The organism is Stenotrophomonas sp. YJH_SMC_105-26 (genome assembly GCF_059368915.1).
In genome coordinates this window covers 258612-274413 of record NZ_JCAFSD010000001.1, presented here as the reverse complement: position 1 = coordinate 274413, position 15802 = coordinate 258612, and the positions used below count along the sequence as shown (strand labels likewise).

At 67.4% G+C, this 15802-nt stretch carries 16 protein-coding genes; 8 read left to right on the top strand and 8 right to left on the bottom strand.

Going from position 1 to position 15802, the window contains the following annotated elements; genetic code table 11:
* Position 1: 1 nt before the first annotated feature.
* Positions 2–889 carry an endonuclease/exonuclease/phosphatase family protein gene (locus AC5P7F_RS01385; RefSeq protein ID WP_032960121.1) on the top strand — a complete coding sequence of 296 codons (888 nt, stop codon included), beginning with the start codon at positions 2–4 and terminating at the stop codon, positions 887–889.
* Positions 890–1058: 169 nt separating this feature from the next.
* Here the strand turns inward: AC5P7F_RS01385 and rne are convergent, their stop codons facing one another.
* Positions 1059–4310 carry a ribonuclease E gene (rne, locus tag AC5P7F_RS01380; protein ID WP_164077317.1) on the bottom strand — a complete coding sequence of 1084 codons (3252 nt, stop codon included), beginning with the start codon at positions 4308–4310 and terminating at the stop codon, positions 1059–1061.
* A gap of 407 nt (positions 4311–4717) precedes the next feature.
* Here rne and AC5P7F_RS01375 point away from each other — a divergent pair, with 407 nt between their 5' ends.
* On the top strand, positions 4718–5692 hold the full coding sequence (locus AC5P7F_RS01375) for an RluA family pseudouridine synthase (protein WP_041863625.1): 975 nt from the start codon (positions 4718–4720) through the stop codon (positions 5690–5692).
* Between the two features lie 102 nt (positions 5693–5794).
* On the opposite strand, the gene zupT is transcribed toward AC5P7F_RS01375, so the two are convergent.
* The 3 genes from zupT to AC5P7F_RS01360 all read right to left on the bottom strand — a co-directional run bounded on the left by zupT (position 5795) and on the right by AC5P7F_RS01360 (position 7466).
* Positions 5795–6604, bottom strand: a complete 810-nt coding sequence (gene zupT, locus AC5P7F_RS01370; protein WP_014647743.1) for a zinc transporter ZupT — start codon at positions 6602–6604, stop codon at positions 5795–5797.
* 98 nt (positions 6605–6702) lie between these two features.
* A complete protein-coding gene (locus AC5P7F_RS01365; protein WP_014647742.1) occupies positions 6703–7119 on the bottom strand; it encodes an energy transducer TonB in 417 nt (138 codons plus the stop codon).
* Entirely contained in the window at positions 7116–7466 is a 351-nt protein-coding gene (locus tag AC5P7F_RS01360; protein WP_014647741.1) for a 4a-hydroxytetrahydrobiopterin dehydratase, read from the bottom strand. The genes AC5P7F_RS01365 and AC5P7F_RS01360 overlap by 4 nt, the downstream gene beginning before the upstream one ends.
* 90 nt (positions 7467–7556) lie before the next feature.
* On the opposite strand from AC5P7F_RS01360, the gene AC5P7F_RS01355 reads away from it, so the two are divergent.
* Together AC5P7F_RS01355 and AC5P7F_RS01350 are read left to right on the top strand one after the other, a co-directional pair.
* Positions 7557–8156 (top strand): NfuA family Fe-S biogenesis protein, encoded by a 600-nt coding sequence (locus AC5P7F_RS01355; protein ID WP_014037813.1) that lies wholly within the window; start codon positions 7557–7559, stop codon positions 8154–8156.
* Between the two features lie 10 nt (positions 8157–8166).
* Positions 8167–9927, top strand: coding sequence for a hypothetical protein (locus tag AC5P7F_RS01350; protein WP_164077318.1), 1761 nt, complete (start codon positions 8167–8169; stop codon positions 9925–9927).
* A gap of 83 nt (positions 9928–10010) precedes the next feature.
* Here the strand turns inward: AC5P7F_RS01350 and AC5P7F_RS01345 are convergent, their stop codons facing one another.
* Both AC5P7F_RS01345 and AC5P7F_RS01340 read right to left on the bottom strand, forming a co-directional pair.
* Positions 10011–10424 (bottom strand): barstar family protein, encoded by a 414-nt coding sequence (locus tag AC5P7F_RS01345; RefSeq protein WP_053495370.1) that lies wholly within the window; start codon positions 10422–10424, stop codon positions 10011–10013.
* The gene (locus AC5P7F_RS01340) at positions 10424–10876 is read right to left on the bottom strand and encodes a guanyl-specific ribonuclease (RefSeq protein WP_041863621.1); all 453 of its coding nucleotides are present in this window, start codon (positions 10874–10876) and stop codon (positions 10424–10426) included. Before AC5P7F_RS01340 ends, AC5P7F_RS01345 begins: the two co-directional genes overlap by 1 nt.
* Before the next feature lie 219 nt (positions 10877–11095).
* On the opposite strand from AC5P7F_RS01340, the gene AC5P7F_RS01335 reads away from it, so the two are divergent.
* A complete protein-coding gene (locus AC5P7F_RS01335) occupies positions 11096–11707 on the top strand; it encodes a superoxide dismutase (protein ID WP_005410310.1) in 612 nt (203 codons plus the stop codon).
* Between the two features lie 131 nt (positions 11708–11838).
* On the opposite strand, the gene AC5P7F_RS01330 is transcribed toward AC5P7F_RS01335, so the two are convergent.
* Positions 11839–12687, bottom strand: coding sequence for an endonuclease/exonuclease/phosphatase family protein (locus AC5P7F_RS01330; protein ID WP_049405898.1), 849 nt, complete (start codon positions 12685–12687; stop codon positions 11839–11841).
* Positions 12688–12849: 162 nt separating this feature from the next.
* On the opposite strand from AC5P7F_RS01330, the gene AC5P7F_RS01325 reads away from it, so the two are divergent.
* Positions 12850–14415: a POT-type proton-dependent oligopeptide transporter gene (locus AC5P7F_RS01325; RefSeq protein ID WP_014647736.1), complete on the top strand. Its 1566-nt coding sequence runs from the start codon at positions 12850–12852 to the stop codon at positions 14413–14415.
* 7 nt (positions 14416–14422) lie between these two features.
* Positions 14423–15049: a rhomboid family intramembrane serine protease gene (locus tag AC5P7F_RS01320; RefSeq protein ID WP_014647735.1), complete on the top strand. Its 627-nt coding sequence runs from the start codon at positions 14423–14425 to the stop codon at positions 15047–15049.
* A 43-nt stretch (positions 15050–15092) separates the two neighbouring features.
* Here AC5P7F_RS01320 and AC5P7F_RS01315 read toward each other — a convergent pair whose 3' ends face one another.
* Positions 15093–15254 (bottom strand): hypothetical protein, encoded by a 162-nt coding sequence (locus AC5P7F_RS01315; RefSeq protein WP_014037806.1) that lies wholly within the window; start codon positions 15252–15254, stop codon positions 15093–15095.
* A 208-nt stretch (positions 15255–15462) separates the two neighbouring features.
* On the opposite strand from AC5P7F_RS01315, the gene AC5P7F_RS01310 reads away from it, so the two are divergent.
* Positions 15463–15765 carry a GNAT family N-acetyltransferase gene (locus tag AC5P7F_RS01310; RefSeq protein ID WP_006455911.1) on the top strand — a complete coding sequence of 101 codons (303 nt, stop codon included), beginning with the start codon at positions 15463–15465 and terminating at the stop codon, positions 15763–15765.
* The last annotated feature ends 37 nt before the right edge of the window (positions 15766–15802 follow it).

Genomic DNA, 15802 nt, shown 5'->3' with positions numbered 1-15802 from the left:
GATGAAGCAACAAGGGGAGGGAGCGCGTGCGACGGTGCGCGCCCTGGGGCTGGCCATTGCATTGGCATTGCCAGGGCTGACGCTGGCGGCGGTGCCGCAGGTCGCATCGCCAGCGGTGGACATCGCCAGCGCGCCAGGCATGAGCATGGTCACCTTTAACCTCCATCATGACCGCGAAGACTGGCCAAGCCGCCGCCGTACCATCCTGGCCGAACTCAAGCGCCTGCAGCCCGATGCCATCGCGCTGCAGGAGGTGATCCAGCGCCGCAACGTGCGCAACCAGGCGCAGTGGCTGGCCAGCCAACTCGGCTACAAGTACGTATTCGTGTCCACCGATCCGGTGGGTGCGCCGAAGCGTTACGGCAATGCGTTGCTGACCAGGCGGCCGATCCTCGCCCAGGGGGACCATCTGCTGCTGCCATTGGACGACTACCGCACGGTGGCCCACCTGCGCATCGACGTCGACGGCACGCCGGTGAACGTCTACGCCACGCATCTCAACGAGCGCAACGACGAGAGTGGTCAGCGCATCCGCCGTACCCAGGTCGAGGACCTGCTGCGCTTCATCACCGCTACCTCGGCCGGCGCGCCGGTGGTGATCGCGGGCGACTTCAATGCGCTGGTGGACGCAGGTGACCTGAGCGAGCTGCGCAGCCATTACGGCGACAGCTATGGCAGCGTGCACGTCAACACCGACCTGGCCGGGGTCAGCACCTTGAACCGGCACTATTACCAGGCACCTTCGCGTATCGACCACATCTTCTTCCAGCAGGACCGGATGGTCGCGCGCGAAGCGAAGCTCCTGTTCGACCAGCCAGATGACAGCGGTCGCTGGGCCTCGGACCACTACGGCGTGTGGACCCGGTTGCAGTTCGCGCCGACGCGCTGATGTCCTGGTAGGTGCCAACCTTGGTTGGCACGGACGTGTCCGCGTTCGCTCGAACAACGGCGCCAACCAAGGTTGGCCTCTACCAGAGCGCTGCACGCGCCCGGCGCACAAACAGAAACGGCGGGGATCATCGATCCCCGCCGTTCTTTTTCACGCGACCAGATCGCGATCAGTTCGCCGGCGGCGTGCGCTTGGCGGCGTCTTCGTCTTCTTCGTCGGCCTTGGCTTCGGCCGCCTGGGCGGCGGCATCGGTGTGACCATCGGCGGCCGGATCGATCGACGGCGTCACCACCGCATCGGCGACCGGGGCCGCAGCTTCCACCGGTGCGGCTTCAACTGCCACCGGAGCGACTGGCTGTTCGGCGACCGGTGCGGTCTCGACAACCGGCTTGGCTTCAACCGCGGGAGCGGCCTCCACCACCGGGGCGGCCTCAACGGCCAGCGGCTCGGCTTCGACCGCCGGAGCGGCTTCAGCGATCTCTGGCTTCGATTCCACGACCGGCTTCACTTCGACTACCGGAGTGGCTTCAACGGCCGGGGCAGCCTCAACCACGACCGGCTTGGCTTCGACCGCCGGTGCTGCAGCCACCACCGGCTGGGCCGGGGTCGCCGCGTCGATGGCATCGAGCATGCTGGTCTGCACCGGCGAAGATGCCGGTTCGGCTTTGGCCACGGTATTGATCGGGGCCTGTACCTCGGCCACCACCGGTGCAGCGGCATCGACCACGGCGCTGCTCACCACCGCGACCGGCGCGGCGACAACAGCGGCGGCGGCACGGACCGGCTTTTCGGATTCGGCAGCGGTCGGTTCGACTTCGTCATCGAAATCGAATTCCGGTTGCGGACGGGCCGGCTGCGCAGCCGCGACCGGAGTGGTCCCGGCACCGCTGTCGTTGCTCTGCTCGGCGACATCAGCGGCATCGGTGTCATCACTGTCGTCCGCGTCGTCCTGATCATCGCCCAGGCCATCGCTGCCGGCAGCGTTCTCGGCACCACCACGACGGCGGCGACGGCCACCACGACGGCCACGGCGGCGGCGGGTCGCGCCTTCACCGGCCTGCTCGCCGTTGGCGTCGACAGCAGCCTCTTCACCGGTCACGGCAATCGCCTCGGCCTCGTTGCCGGCGTTGGCAGTGGTGTCGGCCGGTGCAGTGGCTTCCGCCGGAGCGGAGGCGGCCGGCGCAACCGGCGCCACCGGCGCAGTGGCTTCCTGAGCGGTCACCCCATTGGCGGCGACCGCCGTGGCGGCCACGGCGGCAGCCGCGGTCACGGCCTCGGTCGGTGCCTCGGCGGTGCTGCGCTGCGGCTTCTCGGCCGGCTTGTCACCGTCCTGCGGCTGGCGCGGCTGCTTGGGCTGCTTCAGCTTCGGCTGCTGCTGGTTCTGGTTCTGGCCCTGCTGCTCGTTGCGCGGCTTGTTCTGCTGCTGCGGCTGCTGGCCGTCCTTCTGCTGCGGCTCCTTCTGCCTGCCCTGCTGCGGCTGCTGCTGGGCATTGCCGTTGTTGCCGTTGCGGCCGTCCTTGCGCTGCTCACCGCGCTCCTTGCGGTTGCCGCCATCCTTCTGCTGCTGAGCGTTGCCATTGCCACGGTTGTCGTCGCGGCGATCCTTGCGGTCCTTGTTGCGATCCTTGTTGCGGTCCTTGCGGCCGCCGTCCTGCTGCTGGCGGGCAACAGGAGCCGCCGGTGCCGGCGCCGGCGCCGGTTCGCCACCGAACACGCGCTTGAGCCAACCGATCACGCCGCCGCTCGGGGCCGCTGCAACCGGCGCTGCCACGACCGGGGCCGGTGCCGCTGCGGCCGGCTCCACTTCCTCGCGCACCGGGGCAGGGGAGGTGTGCTTGACCTGGGTCACCGCCGGCGGCGGGATGTTCAGCTGGCCCTTGGTCAGGGCATGCACCGGCAGCTTGCGCGGGGTACCGCGCTGGTAACTGGGCTTGTTGCTCTCTTCACCCAGCTCGTTCTCGCGCAGGCGGGTGACGGTGTAGTGCGGGGTGTGCAGCTGCTCGTCGGCGACGATCACGATCGGCGCCTCGTGGCGCTGCTCGATCTCGCGCAGGGCACTGCGCTTTTCGTTCAGCAGGTAATTGGCGATCTCCACCGGCGCCTGGACCAGCACCTGCCCGGTGTTTTCCTTCATCGCATGCTCTTCGGCAACGCGGATGATCGACAGCGACAGCGACTCGACGCTGCGCATGCGGCCGTGGCCGTCGCAACGCGGGCAGACGATCTGGCTGGATTCACCCAGGCTCGGGCGCAGGCGCTGGCGGCTCATTTCCAGCAGGCCGAAGCGCGAGATGCGGCCAACCTGGACGCGCGCACGGTCGTACTTCAGCGCGTTGGCCAGGCGGTTCTCGACCTCGCGCTGGTGCTTGTTGGAGGCCATGTCGATGAAGTCGATCACCACCAGGCCGCCCAGGTCGCGCAGGCGCAGCTGGCGGGCCACTTCCTCGGCCGCTTCCAGGTTGGTCTGGAACGCGGTGTCCTCGATGTCGCTGCCCTTGGTGGCGCGCGAGGAATTGACGTCGACCGCGGTCAGCGCTTCGGTCTGGTCGACCACGATCGAGCCCCCCGACGGCAGGCGCACGTTGCGCTCGTAGGCGCCCTCGATCTGCGACTCGATCTGGAAGCGGTTGAACAGCGGGATGTCGTCCTTGTAATGCTTGAGCTTGCGCAGGGTCTGCGGCATCACCTGCTGCATGAACTCGCGGGCGTGCTCGTACATCTCCTCGGTGTCCACCAGGATCTCGCCGATGTCGGCGCGCAGGTAGTCACGCAGGGCGCGCACGATCAGGCGCGATTCCTGGTAGATCAGGAACGGAGCCGGCTTGCTCAGTGCGGCTTCGGCGATGGCGCGCCAGACATTGAGCAGGTAGTCCAGGTCCCACTGCAGCTCTTCCGCATCGCGGCCGACGCCGGCGGTACGGATGATCACGCCCATGTCGTCGGGAATGTTCAGCTTGTCCAGGGCGTCCTTCAGCGCGGCCCGGTCTTCGCCCTCGATGCGACGGGAAACGCCGCCGGCGCTGGGCGAGTTCGGCATCAGCACCATGTAGCGGCCGGCCAGCGAGATGAACGTGGTCAGGGCGGCGCCCTTGTTGCCACGCTCTTCCTTGTCGACCTGGACGACGATCTCCTGTCCTTCCTTCAGCAGCTCGCGGATGCCGGCCTTGTTGTGGTCGACACCAGCCTGGAAGTAGTCGCGGGAGATTTCCTTCAGCGGCAGGAAGCCATGGCGGCCACCGCCGTACTCGACGAAGGCGGCTTCCAGCGAGGGCTCGATGCGGAAGATCCGGCCCTTGTAGATGTTGGACTTCTTCTGTTCCTTCGACGGCTGTTCGATGTCGATGTCATACAACGACTGGCCATCCACGATGGCAACACGCAGCTCTTCAGCCTGCGTGGCGTTGATCAGCATTCGCTTCATTGTTGCGTTCCTCGCAAGCGGCTACCGCGCGGAACGCCATGGGGTTTCGCCTCTGGACACGGTTCGCCGCCCATTCGCGCAAGCGCGGGGAGGGCGGCTTGGGTTTCCAGCGCTACGACACCACGGCAGGCCGCGGGAGCGCTTCACTCTTATGGGTTTTGGGGTGTTACAGGCCGCAGGCAGCTGTCAGCCAGGCTGGAGCGCCACGCGGGACATGTTCAGCACGGTTGCGTGTCAGGCATCCGGCGATGGCCGGGAAGGCCGGTGAGCCGCTAACATGGCCGCCCCGCGGGCGGTGGTCGCGCACTGTGCCGGATTCGTCGGAAGCTGGGCTTCTGGCCCTGAGTAACTTCCAACGAAATCAATCCCTTATCTCGCCCCCCGAGTGTAACAGAATAAACAGCCTGATGACCGTCCAAGACCCCACCAAACCCGCTGGCGACAAGCCTTCCGTGCGCATGATCACCGTTCCCGCCGACCGCGCCGGCCAGCGCCTGGACAACTTCCTGCTCGGCCAGCTGAAGGGCGCCCCGCGCAGCCTGGTCTACAAGCTGGTGCGCAGTGGCCAGGTTCGGGTGAACGGTGGCCGCGCCAAGGCCGAACGCAAGCTCGAGGCCGGTGACGAGGTGCGCGTGCCGCCGGTCCGTCTCACTGAGGAAGGAGACAAGGCCGGTCCGCCGGAGGCGTTCATGCGCCGCCTGGAGCAGGCCATCGTTTTCGAGGACGCCCGCCTGCTGGCCCTGAACAAGCCGACCGGCGTGGCCAGCCACGGCGGCAGCGGCATCAGCTTCGGCGCCATCGAGACCCTGCGCGCGCTGCGCCCGGGGCAGACCCTGGAGCTGGTCCACCGGTTGGATCGCGACACCTCGGGCCTGCTGATCGTGGCCAAGAAGCGCTCGGCGCTGAGCGAACTGCAGGCCTTGCTGCGTGAAGACCACGGCGCCGGCATCCGCAAGCGCTACCTGACCCTGCTGGCCGGGCGCATGCCCGACGGCGTGATGACGGTCGACGCACCGCTGCACGTGGGCCTGCGCCAGGGCGGCGAGCGCCATGTGCAGGTCAATGCGATCGGCAAGGAATCGATCAGCCACTTCCGGGTGCTGGAACGCCGCGGTGGCCATTCGTACTGCGAAGTCCGCATCGAGACCGGCCGTACCCACCAGATCCGCGTGCACGCCCAGCATCTGGGGCATCCGGTGGCCGGTGACGACAAATACGGCGATCCAGCGGTCAACAAGCGGCTTCGTGAGCAGATCGGGCTGAAGCGCCTGTTCCTGCATGCGGCCTCGCTGGAGTTCGCGCTGGATGACGGCAAGAGCCCATACGTATTGAACGCGCCGCTGGCGGATGAGCTGGTCGAGGCGCTGGACCGGCTGAAGTAAGGATCTCCTGTAGCGTCGAGTCACGCTCGACTGCGCCTCGGTCGGGCCGCGCGGAAAGCCAGTCGAGCATGGCTGGACTCTACAGGGCGAGCCGGGAACCCCTCACCACTTGAACAGCACCAGGCTGATCGCCAGCGTGCCCATGCCGGCCACCAGTCCATAAACCGTCTCGTGGCCCTTGGCATAGCGCTTGGCCGCCGGCAGCAGCTCATCCAGCGCCAGGAACACCATCACGCCGGCGATCAGGCCGAACACCCAGCCGAACGTGGCGTGCGACAGCGATCCTGACAGCAGCCAGTAGCCAAGCGCCGCGCCCACGGGCTCGGCCAGGCCGGACAGCAGGCTGGCACTGAACGCGTAGAACTTGTTCTGGGTGGCGAAGTACACCGGCACCGCGATCGCGATGCCCTCGGGAATGTTGTGGATGGCGATGGCGAAGGCCAGTGGCATGCCCACCGATGGGCTTTCCAGCGTGGCAAAGAAGGTCGCCAGCCCTTCCGGGAAATTGTGTGCGGTGATCGCAACCGAGGTCAGCAGCGCGACCCGCTTCAGGTACTCGCGGCTGTTCTCGCGGAACGCAGGGTCCTGTTTGTCCAGGCTGTCATGCGGATTGGGAATGAAGTGGTCGATCAGTACGATCACGATCACGCCCAGCAGGAAGGCCAGGGTGCCGTAGGTGAAGCCGGTGCGCTCGCCATACGCCAGTGCAAACGACGCAATGGACTTGTTGAGGATCTCCGACAGCGACACATAGACCATCGCGCCACCGGCAAAGGCCAGGCCGAACGCCAGCAGGCGCGGGCTGGGGCGGCGCGAGAACAGCACCAGCAGGCTGCCGATCGCGGTGGCCAGGCCTGCGGCAAGCGTGACCGCCAGTGCGATCCAGATGTTTTCAGGGGGAATCTGCAGCATCAACCCACGCGATCCTGGTCAACAGACAGCCGCCCCGGGCAGGGCCGGGGCGGCGAGGGCGAGGCGGGCGTCGGCAGGCCCCGTCGGGGTGCGCGCGATCAGCCGCCGCGGCGCAGGCGTTCTTCGATAGCGAAGCACTGGTCCGGCTTCGGCTGTGGCGGGTTGAAGCTGACAGGAACCTGGATGGTGGCCGGCACCGGTTGGCCGTTACGGGTGGCGGCCTTGAACTGCCAGCCCTGCACGGCGGTCTTGGCCAGTTCGTCCAGCTGCGGGTTGCCGGCCCCGGTCAACAGCGCAACCTCGCTCGGCTTGCCGTCGGTGCCGATGGTCACCTTGAAGGTGCTGGTGCCACCCACGCCCATGCAGGCCAGTTCCAGCGGGTACTGCGGCGGCGGCGTCTTCACCGCGGCCACTTCGGTCGGCGGCGGCGGTGGCGGTGACGGCGGTTCGGACGCGCCACAGCCGGCCAGGCCGGTCGCAGCGATCAGGGACAGGCTCAGCAAACGTACGTTCATGGCAGTTGCTCCGTCAGGGCCGAAGTCTTGGCCGCGCAGATGAAGTCGTTCTCGCTCAGCCCGCCCACATCGTGGGTGGAGAAGCGCACGACCGCGCGGTCGTAGTGCACGCCCAGGTCCGGGTGGTGGTCCTCGCGGTGGGCGATCCAGGCCAGCGCGTTCACGAAGGCCATGGTGGCGTAGTAATCCTTGAAGCGGAAGGTACGCGACAGGGCCTGGTCACCCTCGCTCAGCTCCCAGCCGGGAACCTGCGGCAGCAGTTCGGCCAGGCGGGCCTCGCCGAGCTTGTGGTCGCTGCCTTTGCGCGGCACGCAACGGGCCTGGGCCAGTGGAATCAGGTCGGCCATGGGAATCTCCACCTCGTGTTGACTGAACAATGCGCCGGACGGTGTATAAACCGAATGAGCGGCTGACGCTTACTTGGCTAGAATAGCCTGATGATCCAGATCTCCGACACTGCCCAGACCCATTTCCGCAAGTTGATCGAACGCGAGGGCGTGCCCGGCATGGGCGTGCGCCTGAGCGCGGTCGACCCCGGTACGCCGCGCGCCGACGCCCGGCTGGAATTCGCCGAACCGACCGACCTGCTCGGTGACGAGTGGGCGGTGGACTGCGATGGTTTCACCCTCTATGTCGACGCCGGCAGCGTTGGCTGGCTCGATGGCGCCGAGATCGACATCGTCGCCGGCACCGCCGGTGCCCAGCAGCTGACCATCAAGGCGCCGCGCATCAAGGGCGAAGCGCCGGGTGATGCGGCCTCGCTGGTCGAACGCGTGCACTGGGTGGTGGAGAACGAAGTCAATCCGCAGCTGGCCTCGCATGGCGGCAAGGTGGCCGTGCAGGAAGTCTCGTCCGACGGCGTGGTGCTGCTGCGCTTCGGTGGTGGCTGCCAGGGCTGCGGCATGGCCGATGTGACGCTCAAGCAGGGCATCGAAAAAACCCTGATGGGCCGCGTGCCGGGCGTGACCGCCGTGCGTGACGCGACCGATCATGACAGCGGCCACGCGCCTTACATTCCGCGCGGCAACGTCGCCTGATCGCTGACGCGTGCCTCTGACCCGGGCCGAGCAACTCATTGATCTGCTGCTGGCGCGCCAGCAGCCCCGCGCCGTCCTCGAGAAGTCCACGCGCCTGCCCTATGGCTGGGCGCTGTGGCTGCGCTCGCTGGGGCCACTGCCGCGGCCGTTCCATGCCCGCGAGGTGATCGCAGTTTTCCTGCCGCGCCCGCTGCCGGGCCCGCCAGGCCAGTCGCCGCGGCTGTCGCCGTGGCAGGCGCTGCGCCGATTGTTCTGGCAGGACTGGGACGCCGCGCCGCGCGACCAGCGCTGGATGCGCTGGACCTCGGCACTGGTCAGTGCACTGCTGCATCTGCTGTTCTTCGTGCTGTTGCTGTGGGTGGCGGTGATCCGTACCAGCGCGCCGGACGAAGAGGGCACCGAGGGCGAGCGCGTGCAGGTGGAGTTCGTCGGCCGCGCGTCGCAGGAAGGCGGTGGCGATCAGCCGGGCGCCGAAGCGGCTGCGGCTGCGGCGGCAGGTCGGGTTGCGCCGGGCCAGGAGGCGGGCGCTGCCTCGGCCCCTGCGCCACGTCCGGTGGCTGCCGAAACCACCGCCTCATCCCCGGCATCCGCGCCGACCGCCAGCGTTCCACCACCGCCGGCCGACGCCGAGCCAGCGCCGGTGGCCGCGCCGCCGCCTTCGCCCGTCCAGGCCACCGAAGTGGCGCAGGCCAGCACGGATTTCGTGGTGCCGCCGGTCAGTGTGCCGCGCACCGAAGTCAGCGTCGTGCCGCGTGACAGCACACCCGCCGTGCGCGAGCGCAGCGTGCAGCCGGTGCAGGCGCCGCCGACACCGAGCCCGGTGCGTACCCCGGAACTGGCCGTGCGCACGCCGCAGGTGCGTGACATCCAGGTGCGCGAACGCGAAGTCAGTACGGTCGACGCGCCGGTCGCTCCCCGCCTGCTGCGCAGCGCGGAAGTGCAGGTGCGCGTGCCGCAGCAGGACGTGCAGGTGCGCGAACGTGAAGTGCAGGCCGTGGCCGATCCGCAGGTGCGGATGGCGGCGGTGGCCGGGCGTGAGCCCGCCGTACGCGCGCCCACTGGCCGCGACGTGCAGGTGCGGGAACGTGAAGTGGCCTCGGCACCGGTGGCAGCGCCGGCATCCTCCAGTGGCAGTGCCACGGCGACGCCTGCGACTGCGGCCCAGGGCAGCGCGACGCAGGCGAGCAGCAGCGCGCGTCCGTCAGCATCCAGCAGCACACCCGCAAACGCGGGAGCGCGCCCGGCGCCTGATCCAGGCAACTGGGCGACGCCTGCCAAGGGCGATGACTGGGGGTCTTCCAGCCGCAACCGCGACGGCAGCAGCAACGGTATCCGCCAGGCCAGTACCGCCGGCAAGGGCAGCGGCCTGTTCAATGCCGATGGCAGCGTGCGCGTGCCTGGCCAGGAGGGCGATGGCCATGCCGCGCGCGGTGCGCCCGGCGGTGCCAACGACGGCTGGAGCAAGGAGCGCATTGCGCAGTCCGGCACCTGGCTGAAGCGCCCGCCGTACGACTACACGCCGACCTCGTTCGACAAATACTGGGTGCCGCAGGAATCGCTGCTGGCCGAATGGGTGCGCAAGGGCGTCAAGGCGATGGAGATTCCATTGCCGGGCACCAACACAAGGATCTCCTGCGTCATTTCGATCCTGCAGGCCGGTGGCGGCTGTGGCCTGACCAACCCCAACATGCAGGACCAGCCGGCCGTGGCACGACCGCCGCCGGACATCCCGTTCAAGAAGGAACTGCAGGAAGACAACGGGAGCCGCTAGGCAGGGGGCCGCGCCGACGTGCTGGCCGGCCCGCGCTTTGGCCTCTGCCAAGGCGTCAGTGCATGCCGGCCAAGGCAGTGACCTTACGCGCTCTGCGACAGGAACACCCAGAACGGTACGTCGCGGCCGACCCAGTCACGGCTGGTCTCGTCCATCACGTCCAGCAGGGTGTCGAAGTCCTTCTGCGCACCGGCGCGCAGCGCGTCCACGTCGGCCAGGAACAGCGCGTAGCCATTGGCCGGCAGCCATTGCAGGTCGCGCAGGTTGTCCGACAGCGCATCCCAGTTGCCGCCGAAACCGGCCGGGAAATCCAGCTGTGCGGCCAAACGGGCGAGCAGGGTGCGCTTGTCCGCGACGCCCTCCAGATCGATGCGGATCACTTTCAGGCCGGCATCGCGCATCGCCGCGGCCAGTGCGCCGATGTCGTCGCTGTCGATGGCGTAGACGCCGGCGTTGTTGATGTCATGCAGGCCAAGGCCGAAATCATCGTGGCTCATCACTGCGCTCCCTGGGCCGGTACGGTGAAGCTGCGGAATGACGCGTAATGGTCGTCGGTGTAGTACCACGCTTCCGGCGGATCGCCGCCGGTGACGATGCGACGCGTGCCACGCGTACGCGCGCCAGGGGTGTCGACGGTGTATTCGCGGTAGTAGCCGCGCGCGCGCTGCGGCAGCTGCTGCTCGCGGTTGCCGAAGGTACTGCCGTCCTGGCGGTGCGGGAATGGACCGCCACGCTGGATCAGGGCGATGGTCGCGCGCGCTTCGGCGGGCAGGAACGCGGGAAGTCCGCTGTCCTTGCCGGGCGAGGCGGTGGCCGGCGCGCGCGCGACAGGCGTGCCCTGCAGGTCGGGCGCGAACTGCGGCGCTGGCGGCCTTTGCAGGAAATGGTTGGCGACCAGGCCGAGCAGCAGCAGGGCGATGGCGGTGATCAGCAGCCGGGGGTTGCGCATGGGCAGGGGCGGGCGAGGGTAGTACACGCACTGTAGCGCCTGTGCGCTGCACGGTGCATGAGGAGCGCGCTGCGTCACTGCTGCGTAACAATTGCCGTCGTGCTCACTGGCAGGACGCAATTTCCTTTACATCCCCCTTGGTAATCTGGCGGTCTGTCCCCATCATTCACCGCGCACCGCCCGACATCGTCGGGTGCCCTCGCAATCAGGAGATGCATCATGGCCTACACCCTGCCCAAGCTGTCCTACGCCTACGACGCGCTGGAACCGCATATCGATGCGGCGACGATGGAAATCCATCACACCAAGCATCACCAGACCTACATCAACAACGTCAACGCGGCGCTGGAAGGCACCGAGTACGCTGACCTGCCGGTCGAAGAGCTGGTGAAGAAGCTCAAGTCGCTGCCGGAGAACCTGCAGGGCCCGGTGCGCAACAACGGTGGTGGCCATGCCAACCACTCGCTGTTCTGGACCGTGATGGCCCCCAATGCCGGCGGCAACCCGGTGGGCGACGTGGCCAAGGCCATCGACAAGGACCTGGGCGGTTTCGACAAGTTCAAGGATGCCTTCACCAAGGCCGCGCTGACCCGTTTCGGCAGTGGCTGGGCGTGGCTGAGCGTGACCCCGGACAAGAAGGTCGTGGTCGAGAGCACCGGCAACCAGGACAGCCCGCTGATGGAAGGCAACACCCCCATCCTCGGCCTGGACGTGTGGGAACACGCGTACTACCTGAAGTACCAGAACCGCCGCCCGGAATACATCGGCGCGTTCTTCAACGTCATCGACTGGAACGAAGTCGAGCGCCGTTACCAGGAAGCGATCGCCTGATCGCGTGACGGGATGACATGAGAAGGCCGGGGGAGACCCCGGCCTTTTCTGTTGCAGCAGTCGTTCGATAGTGCCGGCCGCAGGCCGGCAACCGTGCAGTACCGGGGGAGCCGGCCAGCGGCCGGCACTACCTATTCCGCAGTGGCCGTATCGCCCTGCAGGCGCAGGGTCGCCATCACACCCAGACGCAGGCCGGGCAGGTCGCCGTCGGCCGGCAGCAGGATCGGCTGCTGGCGGATGCCGCCGAAATGCTTGACCTGGAACAGCACATCCAGGCCGTGGCCGCTGCTGCCGCCCCCACTGGCCGCCGGCGCCTCGGCACGGCCGCCGGGATTGCGCCGGGCCGGCTGGAACCCCGGCGTGCTGCGCACCAGTTCCACCGTGCTGGCCGAGAAATCGCCGGCAATCAGGCTCGGCATGCCTTCGGCGGTGGCGCCGATCCAGGTCATCAGGTCGCTGGTCTGGTGCTGGCGGGCGCTGGCCTCGTCCGGGTCCGGGCGCAGCCGCGCCACATAGATGTTGACCAGCGCCTCGCCCAGCCTCAGCCGCATCATGCCGGCCGCGCTGAAGGTGCCGGGAGGATGCAGCAGGGTCACGCCGTCCTCGCTGACCGGCAGCCGGGTCAGCATGGCGTTGCCATGCCGCAGCGGCTGGCTGGGCGGATCGGCGGTAACGAAGTCGCAGCTGTAGCGCAGCCGGCTGGCCAGCCAGCAGGCCGGGTTGCGGCCCTGCTGCTGCAGCACCTGCTGCACCGAGATCACGTCCGGCTGCAGCTCGGTCAGCAGCTGTGCGACCTGCTCGCGGCGCTGCTTCCATTGCGCGTCATCGCGGCTGGGCAGCTCCAGCGCGGCGACCGTCAGCTGCCTGGGGTCGCTCTCGCTGGCAACGGCGGCCGGCGCCTGTGGTCGTGCCTGCGCCTGCAACGCCAGCAACAGCGCAAGGCAGCTGAGCAGGAGGCGGGCGTGGGCGAGGGGGCGCATAACGATAAGTTTACGCTTTTGTCGTGCAGGTGCCGTGACTTCCGGCAGGGCCTGCACTGCCTGCCATGGATTGGCACCGTTGTCATGCAGCCCTGCAGCGTGCTTCGCAAGCCCCGGTTCCGGTAACCTTGCGCCTTTCGCTTTGCAGGAATGCCTTACAGGATGAGCCACGACGCAGTCGCCCCCATCGCCGGCCAGGGAAAGATGCCGCGCCAGATTCCGTACATCATCGGCAATGAGGCCTGCGAGCGGTTCAGTTTCTACGGGATGCGCAATATCCTGGTGCAGTTCCTGATCACCTCGCTGCTGCTGCAGGAAATCACTGCCGAAGGCCGTGCCGGTGAAGCCAAGGACATCATGCACAGCTTCATGATCGGCGTGTATTTCTTCCCGCTGCTCGGTGGCTGGCTGGCCGACCGGTTCTTCGGCAAGTACCACACCATCCTCTGGTTCAGCCTGGTCTACTGCGCCGGCCACCTGTGCCTGGCGCTGTTCGAGAACAGCCGCGAGGGCTTCTTCCTCGGCCTGGGCCTGATCGCGCTCGGTGCCGGCGGCATCAAGCCGCTGGTGGCCTCGTTCATGGGCGACCAGTTCGACCAGAGCAACAAGCACCTGGCCAAGATCGTCTTCGACGCCTTCTACTGGATCATCAACTTCGGCTCGCTGTTCGCCTCGCTGCTGATCCCGCTGGTGCTGAAGAACTGGGGCCCGCAGTGGGCGTTCGGCATCCCGGGCATCCTGATGTTCATCGCTACCTTCGTGTTCTGGCTGGGCCGCAGGCGCTACGTGCTGGTGCCGCTGCCGCCGAAGGACCCGCATTCGTTCGCCAACGTGGTGCGTACCGCGCTGACCACGCGCGTGGCTGGCCAGGGCCGTCCGGGCCTGGTGATCGCCGTGCTTGGCCTGGCGCTGGCGGTGGCCTCGTTCGGCCTGGTCGGTTCGCTGGGCATCGTGATCTGCCTGTGCCTGGCGCTGGTGGCCATCCTTGCCGGCATCGGTGGCGGCACCTGGCTGCAGCTGGACCGCGCCCGTGGCCAGCATCCGGCCGAAGCCGTGGAAGGCGTGCGCTCGGTACTGCGCGTGCTGGTGATCTTCGCGCTGACCACGCCGTTCTTCTCGCTGTTCGACCAGAAGGCCTCGACCTGGGTCCTGCAGGGCCAGCAGATGCAGATGCCAAGCTGGTTCACCGCCTCGCAGATGCAGGCGCTGAACCCGCTGCTGGTGATGATCCTGATTCCGTTCAACAACCTGGTGCTGTATCCGGCCCTGCGCCGCTTCGGCTTCGAACCGACCGCGCTGCGCCGCATGACCGCCGGCATCGCCTTCAGTGGCCTGGCCTGGATCGTGGTGGGTGGCATCCAAGTGGTGATGGACGGCGGCAACGCCATGTCGATCTTCTGGCAGATGCTGCCGTACGCGCTGCTGACCTTCGGTGAGGTGCTGGTCTCGGCCACCGGCCTGGAGTTCGCCTACAGCCAGGCACCGCAGGCGATGAAGGGCGTGGTGATGAGCTTCTGGAACCTGACCACCACCATTGGCAACCTGTGGGTGCTGCTGTCCAACGCGGCGGTGCGCAACGACACGGTCACCCACCAGATCGCGGGCACGGGCCTGAGCGAGGCGGCGTTCCTGATGTTCTTCTTCGCCGGCTTCGCCTTCGTCGCGGCGTTGGCCTTCGGTTGGTACGCGAAACGCTATCGTATGGTCGACAACTACCGTAGCGCCTGAGCCTGACATGACCCCCGTCAATCTGCTGTTGATCGCCATCACCGCCATCCTGTCGTGGATGGCGTTCAACAACCGCAAGCTGGCCGACCGCCTGATCCTGTGGCCGCCGGCCATCGACCGTCACCGCCAGTACGACCGGCTGGTGACCTATGGCTTCATCCACGCCGACTGGTCGCACCTGATCTTCAACATGATCACCCTGTTCTTCTTCGGGGGATTCATCGAGAGCGTGATGGTGCAGCTGACCGGCAGCTACCTGACCTACCCGGCGTTCTACATCGGCGCGCTGCTGGTCTCGATCCTGCCCAGCTACCTGAAGAACCAGAAGAACCCGAACTACCTCAGCCTCGGGGCGTCCGGGGCGGTATCGGCGGTGCTGTTCGCCTTCATCCTGATCAAGCCGTGGTCGATCATCCTGGTGTTCTTCATCCCGGCACCGGCGATCATCTATGCCGCGTTCTACGTCGGCTACAGCATCTGGATGGACAGGCGCGGTGGCGACCGCATCAACCACAGCGCGCACCTGGCAGGTGCGGCGTTTGGCGTGATCTTCATGCTGGCCATGCAGCCGAGCATCTTCACCCACTTCCTGCGCGAACTCTCCAACCCGACCTTCCGCCTCGGCGGCGGTTGATGCGGGTAGCGGGGCGGATCGGGTCCGATCCGCCCCGGCCGGGTCAGGCTGCGGTCTGCTGGCCGTAGGTATCCAGCAGGCGGGCGAACACTTCCTCGCCGATGCGCTGGAAATCCTGATCCTCGGTCTGCCCTTCCACCGCCAGTTGCAGCAGGCCCTCCAGCAGGGCGCGGTCGGTATCGGAATGGGAATTGCTGGCGTGCATGGGAGCCTCCACGGTGGTGCGCATGGTCAACGGTCGCAAGGGTCGTGCCAGCCTGGCCGTACCCCTCCATAGGCGATAGCGGCCGGCCCGCCTCCAGCTTGAGGGCGAAAACTGACGTGAATGGACTAGACTTGCCCCTGTTCAGGCTTCACGCGATCATGGCGCCCGGCTGCGCACCATCCACGCAGTCGCCGCAGGAGACAGTTCCATGGCTTCGGTCACGCCCCCCGGTCTGGCCTATGAGGTCGAGCACGACCTGGCCAACCACCGCTTCACCGCACGTGTGCGCGGACAGCTGGCGGTGCTCGATTACCAGATCAAGCGCAGGCGCATGGTCATCACCCATACCGAGGTGCCCGAGCCGATCGCCGGCCGTGGCATCGCCGGTGAGCTGACCCGCGTGGCACTGCGTTTTGCCCGCGAGCAGAAATACAAGGTGGTGCCGGCATGTTCCTACGCCGAAGCCTTCCTGCAGCGCCACGAGGAGTACCACGACCTGCTCGTTGGCTGAACGCCAGCGGGTCTCGCTTCAGCCATGGCAGGCGATG